This is a genomic window from Thalassobacterium sedimentorum, assembly GCF_031127905.1.
Classification (GTDB): domain Bacteria; phylum Verrucomicrobiota; class Verrucomicrobiia; order Opitutales; family Coraliomargaritaceae; genus Thalassobacterium; species Thalassobacterium sedimentorum.
In genome coordinates this window covers 98,970-111,603 of record NZ_JARXIC010000010.1, presented here as the reverse complement: position 1 = coordinate 111,603, position 12,634 = coordinate 98,970, and the positions used below count along the sequence as shown (strand labels likewise).

The 12,634-nt window shown below is 50.1% G+C and carries 9 protein-coding genes; 4 read left to right on the top strand and 5 right to left on the bottom strand.

The genetic code is table 11. From position 1 onward, the window contains the following. Positions 1-99 precede the first annotated feature (99 nt). Complete coding sequence (locus tag QEH59_RS08020) at positions 100-1,377, bottom strand: type II secretion system F family protein (RefSeq protein WP_308984846.1); 1,278 nt, start codon at positions 1,375-1,377, stop codon at positions 100-102. A 149-nt stretch (positions 1,378-1,526) separates the two neighbouring features. Here QEH59_RS08020 and QEH59_RS08015 point away from each other — a divergent pair, with 149 nt between their 5' ends. Next, positions 1,527-2,339, top strand: a complete 813-nt coding sequence (locus tag QEH59_RS08015) for a hypothetical protein (RefSeq protein ID WP_308984845.1) — start codon at positions 1,527-1,529, stop codon at positions 2,337-2,339. Positions 2,340-2,466: 127 nt separating this feature from the next. Next, entirely contained in the window at positions 2,467-2,970 is a 504-nt protein-coding gene (locus QEH59_RS08010; protein ID WP_308984844.1) for an NUDIX hydrolase, read from the top strand. Between the two features lie 5 nt (positions 2,971-2,975). On the opposite strand, the gene QEH59_RS08005 is transcribed toward QEH59_RS08010, so the two are convergent. The 4 genes from QEH59_RS08005 to queC all read right to left on the bottom strand — a co-directional run bounded on the left by QEH59_RS08005 (position 2,976) and on the right by queC (position 8,278). Beyond that, the gene (locus tag QEH59_RS08005) at positions 2,976-3,680 is read right to left on the bottom strand and encodes a hypothetical protein (RefSeq protein WP_308984843.1); all 705 of its coding nucleotides are present in this window, start codon (positions 3,678-3,680) and stop codon (positions 2,976-2,978) included. Beyond that, positions 3,680-6,754: a hypothetical protein gene (locus QEH59_RS08000; protein ID WP_308984842.1), complete on the bottom strand. Its 3,075-nt coding sequence runs from the start codon at positions 6,752-6,754 to the stop codon at positions 3,680-3,682. The genes QEH59_RS08005 and QEH59_RS08000 overlap by 1 nt, the downstream gene beginning before the upstream one ends. A gap of 326 nt (positions 6,755-7,080) precedes the next feature. Further along, positions 7,081-7,524 (bottom strand): 6-pyruvoyl trahydropterin synthase family protein, encoded by a 444-nt coding sequence (locus QEH59_RS07995; RefSeq protein ID WP_308984841.1) that lies wholly within the window; start codon positions 7,522-7,524, stop codon positions 7,081-7,083. 61 nt (positions 7,525-7,585) lie between these two features. Beyond that, positions 7,586-8,278, bottom strand: coding sequence for a 7-cyano-7-deazaguanine synthase QueC (gene queC / locus QEH59_RS07990; RefSeq protein WP_308984840.1), 693 nt, complete (start codon positions 8,276-8,278; stop codon positions 7,586-7,588). A gap of 361 nt (positions 8,279-8,639) precedes the next feature. Here queC and nusA point away from each other — a divergent pair, with 361 nt between their 5' ends. Further along, positions 8,640-9,890 (top strand): transcription termination factor NusA, encoded by a 1,251-nt coding sequence (gene nusA / locus QEH59_RS07985; protein WP_308984839.1) that lies wholly within the window; start codon positions 8,640-8,642, stop codon positions 9,888-9,890. Positions 9,891-9,943: 53 nt separating this feature from the next. Next, a complete protein-coding gene (infB, locus tag QEH59_RS07980; protein ID WP_308984838.1) occupies positions 9,944-12,628 on the top strand; it encodes a translation initiation factor IF-2 in 2,685 nt (894 codons plus the stop codon). The last annotated feature ends 6 nt before the right edge of the window (positions 12,629-12,634 follow it).

The window sequence follows — 12,634 nt, the reverse complement described above, 5'->3', positions numbered from 1 at the left end:
GCATTTCCATTAAGTTCAGAATTTTTTTGAATGGGTCTTAGGTTCCAGCGGCTGCGAGCCTTTGTGGACTCGTTTAATTTTAGTCTGTGGCTGATGGGATTATGACAGTGTGCGACTGACTTGGAATACACTGGTTACGATCCCTAGTGCGATGAGTGCGACTAACACAAAGGCGCAAATCAGGGCACCTGTAGAAACCAGTGTGGTTAATTGAGAGAGTCGCGAGGTTAGTTCATTGCGAAAACCTTTTGTGACTTCATTCATGCTATGTGCTAGGTTGCCAGTGTTTTCCCCTACGGTTAAGATGTCAGCGGCTAGGTCAGGCATAAAGTTGTTACGTTGAAAGGCCTGAGCGATTGAGAGGCCTTCATTGACTTGGCTGCGGGCGATATTGAAACGCTCTTTTAGGTCAGAATTTTTGACTGTTCGTTCGGTCAAGCGCAGTGTTTCAGTGGTATTGATGCCGCTTTCAAGTAGGGTGCTGATTAAATTCCCCACTTGAAATAGGTCGCTGTATAAAAATATTTTGCCTAGAAGTGGAAGCTTTAGCAGCCATTTATCCGAGCGCTGTAGACCAGCTTTGGTTCTGCGCCATTGGCGGAAGAGCAGCGCAGCAATCACGGCGCCAATCAGTAGGAATGGACCTAATTGCGCGATTAGAGAAGAGCCGTCGATTAGGATACGAGCACTCCAAGTCATTTCGCCCCCGAGACGATCCAGCATGCCTTGAATCTGAGGTAGTAACACTGTCATAAAGAGTACCACCACGGCGATGGCGACTGTGCAGATGAATGTAGGATACATCATGCTGGCGATCATCTTCTTGCGGATCGCTTCCTTTTCTTCGAGGTAATCAATGACTTTACGTAGGATCGGCGCGAGATTACCGGTGGCCTCACCGGCCTCGATGACATAGCTGATAGAGTTAGGGAAATAGCGTGGTTGACGCGACATGGCTCCAGCAAGGGTTGAGCCTTCGCTCAGGTCACGCCAGAGGGTCTGAACGATTCCCCGTTGCTCTTTATCGCTGAGGCGCTGGCTGAGAATGCGAATCGAATCGCCTATGGGGAGGCCTGAGCTATGAAGTTCCATGAGGCGCTTTAATACAGTCAGGCCTATGTGTTCACGTTTAGAGCCGCGTTGTTTGGTGGATGCTTTAGTCTGCTCCTGAGAGGGCCCGTTGTTAGTTAGAGCTTTGGATCGTTCACTTAATTTTGCGAAAAAAGAGGGGCGGTCGTGACTACTCTCTTTCAGGGTTATAGGGCTTAGTCCCTGTGCTTGTAGACGCTGCATGGCCAGTCGCCTTTCTGCTGCTTCGATCGAACTGCTGACGACTGTGCCGTCTGCCGTACGCGCTTTGTAGTTAAAAACTGCCATAATACCATTTTGATGAGTGTCTCTTTGCTGACTGTAAGTCCACTATTTTCGATGTCGATTATAGGATCGTATCAAGTCGCATATGGTTGCGAAATGCTGGAACAAATATAGTGATTAAGAGACGTAGTCTTTTCACCTAATTGAGATACATGATATTACAGCGACATCTTTTATGTTTCCTTGCGGCATTTGGAATGTCGGCGGTGCTGTTGGTTGCTGCGGACGAACGAGAAGGGGGCGGTGATACTTTGTTGATGCCAGCTCAGTTGTCGGAGGCGTTACGAGTGGCAGCGATGCCTGAGCTACAGAATGGTCGTTTGGCTAAGATTTTGACTCGCTATTACAAGGAAGGACTGGGTGGGGCTGAAGCATGGAGTCAGATTTCCAGTTTTAAAGTGACTGGGACTTTAAAACTGAAGGAGGGGGAGTTTGAATTAAAGGCGTATCAGAAGAAGCCGAACTTGATGAAAATGTCGATTCGTGGTGACCATGATGAGTTGGTGCTAGCTTATGATGGGGACCTGGCCTGGCAAAAGCTACCTGGGCGTAATTCAATGGCGGAGCCAATGGCTGCTGCTGAAGCGAGGCGCTTTAAGCATAGTGCTATATTTGGTAGTTACTTACTCTACCCTTACGCCGAGGGGAAAACGATTGAGTACATTGATACCGTACCGACAGATGCTACAATCAGCCATCAGATTCGAGTCACTCTGGACTCCGGCTATCAGGTTGATTATTTTATTGATATTCGCAGCTATCTTGAGGTGAAGTCGATCAAAACAGATTTACAAAGTGGAGCTGTATCAGAGGCTATTTTTCGTGATTATGTGCGTGAGGAGGGGATGCCTATCGCCCGGCAAGTTGAAAGTTATGAGGATGGAGAATGGGTGAGTTCCTTGATGCTGGAGGAGGTGAAGGTGAATGCGGGTGTGATACCTTGGATGTTTAAAATGCGCCGCTAGTGGGCTTGATGGGTTTTGACGAAATGTTAACGAAATCGCGGTTTCTTATGCTCGCCCGCTTTTGAGAGAATCGGCACGTTTTGTGCACTTTATTTATAATAGACATAACTTATTCCAAATTGTGATCATGCCCGTAACCGATATTTTTGACGTCGTCGACATCGACGACAAGGTAGTGCGTCAGGAACCACGTTCAGTGGTTCATCGAGAAAAACTACTGCACCGTGCGATACACGTCTTCGTGTTCAACCAGGCTGGGCAGCTTTATTTGCAGCGTCGTTCATTGACAAAGGACACCGCGCCAGGCAAGTGGGTCAGCTCCTGTTCGGGGCACGTGGATACTGGGGAAGACTATGACGATGCCGCGCCGCGTGAACTGTATGAAGAGATTGGCTTGAGTGATCCAATTAATCTCAAGCGCATTTTCAAAGAGGCGCCCTGCAAACAGACGGGAAATGAATTTGTGTGGGTGTATACCTGTGAGGCGGAGGGACCTTTTGTGCTGGACCCGACTGAAGTTATGGAGGGGCAATGGATTGATGTTATGCACCTCAATCACTGGCTCAAAGAGCGCCCGCGTGATTTCGCTTGGTCATTCAGTCACCTATGGGCCAAGTTTCAGCAATTGTAGTGGGTTTATTTGACCGATTCACTCAGGAATCGAACGTCAAGATCTGCAGAACCTGTTAATACCGGTGGGAAGAATATTATTAGATACCGGTGGTTGGGGGCGAATTTGTATGTTTTGATTAATGCTGGTAGTAGTTTTTTTCCATCAAAGCTACGAGCCCATAGATTGATAGGGAGGCTTTCTTGCACTCGGTAGATTTCTGATTCGCCTGCGTCCAAATTCACGCGTTTATCTTCTAGCAGGCCATCTAGTTCCTTGCCCGATATATTCAGAAAAATTAGACCGTTTGAGGGTAAATGCGACAGGCTGTCGTCGAAGGGGTATACTAAATATTTCAACTGTTGTTCAGACTGGCTCTTGTAGCGAGGGTTTCTGACAAATATGAGCAGCCATCTTCCTGTTTCGGGTGGTATCGTGAGCTGTGCGACTAAGTTTTTATTTGTGCTATCGTAGAACTGCAGATGGCTGTCCCCTTTGTACGAGTATGGGCCCGTGCGAGCAAGTGAATGTGTTTTTATCTCGATTGGCTCGGGAACCTCTTCTCCCGACTTTAAGGCCGCTTCGTTGATTGGGAGGTATGTAACATTTCGGACGGGGTACTGACCGTAAACATTAAATTCGATCTCTCTGAATGTTGCTTCAGCTGAGGCTTTGCAGGTAGCGATCAGGAATAGTGCCATGGTTACTAGGATGTAATTTTGTATCTGCATTATACTTCGTCCTCCGATAGCCAGCGTATTGAGATAAGAATGAATCGACGATCGCTGGAGTCTGTAGGTGTCGCGGTCGAGTCGACTGTTTTCGGGGTGCGTTGAAAGGTGGCTTCCAGGTAGGCAGTTGCTTCGCTTTGCCCCTTTAGGTTTATGCTGTCGCCGCGAGTACGGATGGTAAATGTATCTGAGCGCGGAGCTAGCATGGGACCGATCGCGGTGAGTACGTCGGCTTGGGTGAGAAAGCCTGGTGAGAAATGGTCGATATCGATGATATCGACGCTATTGCCACGTACACCAGTGATCTCCCACAGATGGTCCCATTGCTGGCGTCCGGAAGTTGCGAAGACTGTTTTGATGGCTTTTTCGATTAAGCTCAGGTCGTCGCCATTGGCTGCGGAGAGAAAGGATTCTATGCTGGTGAAGGGGCTGCCACGTTCTTTGATTAGATTTACGATTGCCTGTGCAAAGCTTTCAAACTCGTCATCGTCAAAGCGGCGTGCGCCATGCCTATAAAATGCAGAGGGTGCGACCGGCTCGGTATCTTCAAACGCGGGGGTGGCGGGTGCTTCGTAGGTTGCTGCCAATGATTGTGAGAAGCGAGCAAAGCTGCCCACGCGGCTTTGCTGATTAATTGTTAACGAGGATAGGTCCGAGGTATCGTCTTCGGGGTAGTCTAAGTATTCGAAATCATTGAGTCGCAAAGAGCTCAAGACCGCTTTCCATGCTGCTACCGAAGTGGAGTTTATATTAAAACGATTCGCTACCATGAGCAGCTCTGCGGGACTTTTCGCTGCAGTGGTATTGGCAGCTGATTGGCTCTGCCAGTTCTGGAGTGAATTCGCGAAATCTTCCGTTTGATAGAAGATTAAAGCTGGGTTGGTCGGCCCCGTATCGGTGGCAAATTCGTTTGGATTGTCGCGACGACTCAGTCCGGATAAGTAGTAGCGATCAAACCACGCAGATGTGTTGGTGCTTCCGTCGCTGCCCCAGCTATTACCCACCTGAAAGGGGCGCTCGTTGTGGAAGTAGAGATGTTGTAGCGAGGCCAGAGAGAGAATGCGATGCCGGGGTAATTCGAACAGCGGGGCGTCTTGCCAGAGTTTGTTGTAGAGTTGGCTATTTATTCCAGAGCTGCGATCCATGAATCGCCTAAAAATTATGGTATTGATGGTGCCAGGATCAAAGATTTCAGCAGGCTCGGGGATCAGTAAAGTGCTAATTCCATCCTTAACTGGGACATAGGCACTTCCGCTGTTGAAGCCAGGATCGTTGTCCAAGTTCCAGTCAGGATTAAATTCGGGAGCTGGGTTTCTAGGATCGTGGTCGTAAAGCCAACGACCTCTGAAATACTCGCTGTCATCTGAGCTCAAGTGTGGCCCTCTTAGGATAAAATGATAACCGAACTTTGTCCCACTGTGTGTATTGCTATAGCCGGTAGGGCGTGTTGAGACGGGTTGATATTCCAAGCTGTCTATAGTGGATATCAGTTTTCGCTCATGGGTTGCATCATTTACGAGATATACTTTAACGCTAATATTATTGGTGCCGATGCTTTCGTGTCTGATATCGCCTGTTAGGCGAGGTTCAAAGGTATCAATTCCAGTCGAGCCCCCAAGGTTGTGGTCGGGATCAACCCATACTTTGCCGTCATTTTGAATGGAGTAATAGGGGGAGGGACCAGTCGCTCTACTGGCATCCACGCCAGTCCAATTGTTCGATTGTCCGGGAAGCCAATCCTGTGATGTATCGTTGACCAAACGTATGACCATTGAACGATCCGGATGGCTGGGGTGTCCTGTAAGATTTTGTATACTGATTGGAGCGCTTTGATCGAGCGTACCGGTAGTTTTGTGTACTATGACTTCAGGCAGACCATTTATTTCTAATTCCAATTCTAAGTCATTATTCGATTCATCCTTCATGTTTAGGGTGTTGGTATAGGGATTCCAAAACTCGCAGAAAAAACGCATGCGCAGATAGAAGTTTGGGTGACTGGCCACTGGAGATTCGGAGCGAATTGTAAACGCCATCATGAAATTGGATAGAATCGGGGCAATGGGAGTGGCAATGTCTCCATCACTGAGTGGACCGATTGCGTCGAGCCCTTGAATTTGCGTGAATAGTCGCTTAGCGGATATGGTGTCGCCTAATTGGTTTTGGACTTCAGCATGGGTTTCGCCGAGTTTGAGAAATTCTTCCACACCGTTGCCAAGTATTTGCGGAAAGAGCGAAAGATCACGCATGAGTCCTCCATCGGCGTCATTGAGTGTGTTGGAGAGCACGCCTAAGCTAAAGGGGGCGATGGAGTGGTAGCTGGCTTCGCCTGAGAAGTCCGTATCGGCTGCAAGAAAGTCGAACTGTGCGAGCAACTGTCTGTAAGAAATAACACGGTCCAGATGGTTGGCACCGCTTGAATTAAATCGATCATAGTTTGGGAAGATGCTTTCCAGTCCCTGGCTTGAGGCCACCAGGAGGTCCAGCGCATCAAATGATTCTGCAGTGAGGTAATTGGGGAGGGGGCGCAGGTTTCGTGGTGTATTGCCAGCACTTGCTTTTACGCCGTCATCGCTGACCCACCAGGCGATTTTAGCGTAGACTGAATGACCTTTATCAATGTCAATGACAGGAACGGATACGTAGTTAGCGCTGTCACTACCGCCAGAGCCGGAGCCTAGAACTGGCAATGTTAGGGTGGGTGGCACTTGGGAGCTTTGGTCTTGCCAAGAGACCATCCAGCGCGGGCTAGTGCTGAGATCTGCACTGTCCCAGACGCCGGTCCAGAATGGATTGGCAGTGGCGAAGTCATTATCGAGAATCTCAGCACGTGCGGTCACCCGCTGATCGGGGCCAGCGTAGCGTTGCAGGTCGCCGAGGGCCATCATGAGTGCCAGACGGGCACTTTCTTTGGCGCGTAACTGATATAAGGAGATCTGACTGCTGGCAGTTTCCACGTTAATCAGCAGAGTCATCGAAATCAGTAATACTAGGACAAAGGCCATCATCGAGAGGGCCACCACAAGCGCAAAACCATGTTGATTGAGGCTATTGGATGATTTCTTCCGTGCTTTCATGACTCCCTGCTGGAAAGAATTTTACCGAAATAACTATAGCGAAGCGATCTATTTTTTATCATCCTATCGTAGTAGAAATGACAGTTGAGTGATTCCTCACTGTCGCTAAGACTTCCTATGTTCTTCTCTTGTATGAGTCAGCCGAGGAGGTGGTGGCGTCGGTATTATTTCTGGCAGAGGTTTGCGGGCAATTTAGGCGACGATGTGGTCAGCTGTCGGATGTGTGACCTTGCATGCAGCTGAGAATAAAATAGAGCCGCAGCTTTGTATGGTGTCGACCTGGCTGCGGATGTGGAAACGAATGGCGAGCCGAATCGATTAGCAGTTTAGCAGTTGCTCGTTATTGATGAATAGGATGCACTGTTTTTGCTGTCTTCTTCGATTTCCACTGTTGTGACCCATGCGCGACCGTTGGTTTGAAAGCGCACCATTGGGTCGAAAATTTCATAGATGTGTTGCGCCAGGCCTTCGCAAGAGCAGGAAGGCAGAGTGTATGTCTTGAACAGGTGTCCAAACTGTGCGAAGAGCGCGTCTTTTTCAGGGTCGCCTTCGTTGAAGAGGCAGGCGTGATCCAGATTTGTATCGATCCAAGTTTTAAGATATTTCACTTTACCAAAATCGATAACAAAGCCGTTGGCGTCGGCTTCATGGCAGGCGAATGTGAGCGTGATGGACCAGTTGTGCCCATGAATGAGGGCGCAATGGCCGTCGTGATGGTGTTGACGATGGGCGAATGGAATATCGTGATAAGTTTTTTTACAGGTGAACACGGCGTGGATAATGTGGAATTTCGGATTGAACTGAAAAATAGCTTTCTAAAGTCGCCAACCCTTATTTTTCAGGCTTTCCGCGGTGGGTGCATCGGCGGCGTAGGGCGTAGGGCGTAGGGTCCTCTACATTCGCCAGATGAAAGGCTTCTCGGCGTTCGATACAGGTTCCGCAGCGTCCGCAGTGTAGCTTGCCACCTTTGTAGCAAGACCAGGTTTTTGCGAAGGGCACGGCTAATTCCGCGCCACGCTTGACGATATCTGCCTTTGTCCAGTTAACAAAGGGGCGGCTGAGTTGAACTTGTTCCCAGTCGGCGAGAGCGATTGCAGTTGCCATGGCATCGGCAAATTCATTGCGGCAGTCGGGATAGATTGCGTGATCTCCCGAGTGGGCCGCGTAGGCGATTTGGCCTGCCTTTATCGAGAGAGCATGCCCAGTGGCGACAGCCAAAAAGATCATGTTCCGATTGGGTACCACAGTGGTTTTCATCGTCTCTTCGGTATAATGCCCTTCGGCGACTTCGATTTCCGGTGAAGTTAAGCTATTACCCGCTAAGAGAGGCTGAATTGCTGAAAGGTTTGCAGTCGGTTGCGGAATATTAAGTTGCGCGCAGATGGCTGCAGCACGTTCGAGTTCGCAACGATGGCGTTGCCCATAGTCAATGGAGAGCGCATGTAGCTCGTGGCCTGCTGCGCGCATATGGTAGAGCAGGACGGTGGAATCCAGTCCGCCGGAATAGACGATTACAGTTTTCATGAATTCAGTGTTTTATTTGCCTGAATGGCGGCACCCTGGGAATTCAGTGAGCAGGGAGCTGGATTGGTGGCAGGATGTTGAGGTCCTGATTATTCGCAAGTATAAAGGTCGGACCAGCTGAGCGCATATTTCCGATTTTTCTTGAGCTTATTAGCCTAATTGATCGATTTCAGCAGGATCTGGCAGTGTGTGAAGGGATGAATTCGGGTTGCGGAGATGCTTAAACGGTCGACTCTGCTTAAAACCGCTCTACAAGGTACCTTGACAAGACCTAGGCGCCCTCTACTGTGCCGGATTCACTTTTAAACCCAGTAACACTTTAAAGGCGGGCTTAGCCTGCTTTTTTTATTTTTAGCACCCAATGAGCCACGAGATATTATCAGTTTTAGAATACATGGAGAAAGAGAAGGGGATCAGTCGTCCAGACATGATCGAAGCCATCTCTGGTGCCATTGCGAGCGCTGCCCAAAAGGGCATCAGCGCAGGACAGGACATCCGTGTGGTTATCAATCCTAAAACGGGTGCTTTAAAAGCGTGGAGTATTTTGCAGGTGGTTGATTCTGTGAGTGATGCGGAAATTGAGATTCACATTGAAAAGGCGCGTCAAATCAATCCTGAGGCTCAGATTGGTGATACTATCGAAAAAGAAGTTGATCCGGCTTACCTCGGGCGCATCGCCGCGCAGACCGCGCGTCAGGCGATCATGCAGCGTATTCGCCAGTTTGAGAAAGATCGTATTTACGATGATTATAAAGATACGGTGGGCGACATTGTTACGGGCACAGTTCGTCGTCGTGAGCGCGGCGATCTGATCATCGATCTTGGCAAAGCAGAAGCGATTCTTCCGCCACGTGAGCGTGTTCCGGGTGAAGATTATGCCCCGGGCGAGAGCATTCGCTGCCTTTTACTCAAGATCGAGCAGACTAATCGGGGGCCGGATATCATTCTCTCTCGTTCTAATTTGAACTTTGTACGTCGTCTTTTTGAACTTGAAGTGACTGAGATTGCAGATGGCACTGTTTCGATCGAAGCGATGGCTCGCGAGGCTGGCTATCGCACAAAGATCGCCGTTAATAGCATTGATCCCAAGGTGGACCCTGTAGGAGCCTGTGTAGGCGCTCGTGGAGCTCGCGTAAAAACCATCGTCCGCGAGCTTGGTGGCGAAAAAATTGACATTATTCGCTATTTCCCTGATCCGCTTCAACTACTTGAAGAAGCGCTCAAGCCTGCGATTCCCAAGAATATCAAAGTAAATGAGGTCGAGCGCCGGATTCACTTTGAAGTGGCGGAGGATGATCTTTCGATTGCAATTGGTCGCCGTGGTTTCAATGCCAAATTGACTTCGCGTCTGCTCGGGTGGAAGCTCGATATTGGCAAAGAAGAGAAAGAGGCGGTCGGTTTTGATGAGAAGATGGCGAAGGCAGTTGAAGGCCTTAACGCAATTGATGGACTTGATCCGGACGTTGCTTCTCGTTTAGTCGCGATCGGATTCGCCAGCCCCGAGGTTTTTGAAGGCGTCACTGCCGATGACCTTGTCGATGCTGGTTTCAGTAACGCTGAGGCGGCCGATGTGATTTCGAAAGTCCAAGCATTTTTCCAGCAAAACGGCTAGTCGCTTGCGCCGCCGTTCCAACCAACAACCAGACTTAAAGTAAAAACTCATTTATGAGTGTTCGTATACACCAACTTTCCAAAGATATCGGAATGGAGAACAAGGAGCTAATCGCGCTCCTGAAAAGTCGTGGCTTCGAGGTGAAGAGCGCTTCCAGCACGATTGACAATATCTCTGCCGACGCCCTTCGCGAAGAATTCGCTGCCCAAGCTCCTGAGCCTGAGGTGGACGAAGCGGTCGCTGACGTATCTGCTGCATCTGCTGCGTCTAAACCATCTGAAGAGGCTCAAGCACCTGTGGCACCGAAGTTACCCGAAGGGGTTTTCGTTAAATCGGCTGCTGACATTAAGCGAGAGCATGAAGAAAAGGCTGCCGCAGCTGAAGCTGAAAAAGCAGCCAAGGCACCGAAGCCGGTGGAACCTGTTGCACCAGTGATACCTCCAGCGGCAGCGAAGCCTTCCACGCCACCATTTGCTTCGAGACCGCCGATGCCGGCTGGACCTCCCAAGCCACCGGCAGGTGGGCCTCCTAAGCCACCGGCCGGAGGACCGCCCAAGCCACCGGCAGGTGGGCCACCTAAGCCTCCAGTTGCTTCGACTCCGCCAGCGGCTGCGATTCCACCTAAACAAGTTGGAACAGCACCCGCTGCGGGCTCGACACCACCAGCGGCTGCGATCCCGCCTAAGCCTGTAGTGCCTGTAGTGGCACCTGCTCCAGTGAAGAAGGCAGATTCTACTCCACCAGCGACTCAAGCACCAGCGGCTGCAGTGCCGCCGGCGCCTCCAGCTGGACCACCCAAGCCTCCGACACCCTCTGCACCGCCAGCTCCTGCAGGTCCACCTAAGCCGCCGGCAGCTGTGAAAGCAGCTGAAGCCGAAACGGTTCCTGTGTCGAATGCTGAAGGCACAAAGGATGAAGCGACTGATGTGCCAGTCACCGAACTGAAGAAAATTCACGTCAAACCTCCGATTGTTGTTCGTGACTTTGCTGGTGAGATTGGCTTAAAGCCTTTCAAATTGATCTCTGAATTGATGGAGATGGGCATTTTTGCTTCGATGAATCAAACGATCGAGGAGAGTGTCGCCGTTCAAATCGCTAGTCGTCATGGCTGCGAATTGGAAATTCATCACCGTGGAGAGCAAAACGAGCAAACTGGTTCTGCGAAGCCTAAGGTTGAGAAGCCTGACGACGACGATCCTAAGTTCCTCAAGCCGCGTCCTCCGGTTGTGTGTATCCTTGGACATGTTGACCACGGTAAGACGACCTTGCTTGACACCATTCGTAAGGCCAACGTGGTTGGCGGCGAAGCGGGTGGCATCACCCAGCACATCGGTGCGTATCAGATCGAGCATAATGGGCAGAAGATTTCGTTTATCGATACACCTGGTCACGCCGCTTTCTCCATGATGCGTGAGCGTGGTGCCAATGTGACCGATGTCTCGATTCTTGTGGTCGCGGCGGATGACGCCTTCAAGCCACAGACAGATGAAGCACTGAAATTTGCCAAGGAGGCCAACAACGCCATTATCGTTGCGATTAATAAGATCGACGCGAAGGGCGCCAATGTCGACCGCGTGAAACAGCAGATGCAGGAAAAAGGTATCGCACCCGAAGATTGGGGCGGTGAAACGATTGCTGTTGAAGTTTCCGCACTCAAGGGGACGAATATTGATGATTTGCTCGACATGATTTTGCTGCAAGCAGAAGTGCTCGAGCTGAAGGCGAACCCAAGTTGCCCTGCATCGGGCACTATTGTTGAGTCTCAAGTGGAACAGGGCCGTGGCGCGACTGCTACTGTTATAGTCGAGCGTGGCACCCTGAAACGCGGCGATGCATTGCTGTGCGGCGAAGTTTACTGCCGCGTGAAAACGATGACCGATGCCGATGGAAAAGTATTAAAATCAGCCCCACCCGCCACTCCTGTAAAGGTCACTGGTTGGTCGGATGTGCCAGCTTCTGGAACTAAATTCAGCACGGAGAAAAACGAGAAGACTGCCAAACGCAATGCTGAGGAAAACATGCAGGTTCGCAAGCTGCACGATGCCGCGCGAGCCCAACAGCAAAATGCCAGTGGCGGGGCTGCGACGGTCGAAGATCTGTTCGCCGCGATTGAAAATCAGCAGAAGAAGTGCCTGCGCGTCATTGTTAAGTCGGATGTGCATGGCTCTACAGAAGCTTTAGTTCAAGCGCTCAAGGAAATCGAAAGCAGCAAGGTTGATTTGGATGTGATTAGTAAGGGCGTCGGCCATATTACCAAAAATGACATCACGCTGGCGAGTGCAGGCGGTGCCATGGTGGTCGGCTTCAATGTCAAACTTGATAATGGCGTGCAGAGTCTGGCGAAGCATCATGATATCCGCATTATTCAACATGCGATCATCTATGAGCTGATTGATCAGGTCGAAGAGGCCATGGCGGATCTACTGGATGCGGAATACACCGAAAAGAAGACCGGGGCGGCTGAAGTGCGCCAAGTGTTCTCTGTTGGGAAGAGCCGCAATGTTGCTGGCTGTATGGTCACTGAGGGATCCATTCAGCGTAACTGTATCGCACGCTTGATGCGAGGTGGTCAGCTCATTCATGAAAGTAAGATCGATACGCTCAAGCGCTTCAAGGATGACGTTAAGGAAGTCCGGGCTGGTTACGAGTGTGGTATCAACGTGGCTGGTTATGACGACTATCAAGAAGGTGATACAATCGAGTGCTTTGCAGTCGAAGAGCAGCGTCCATCTTTGTAATTTGAA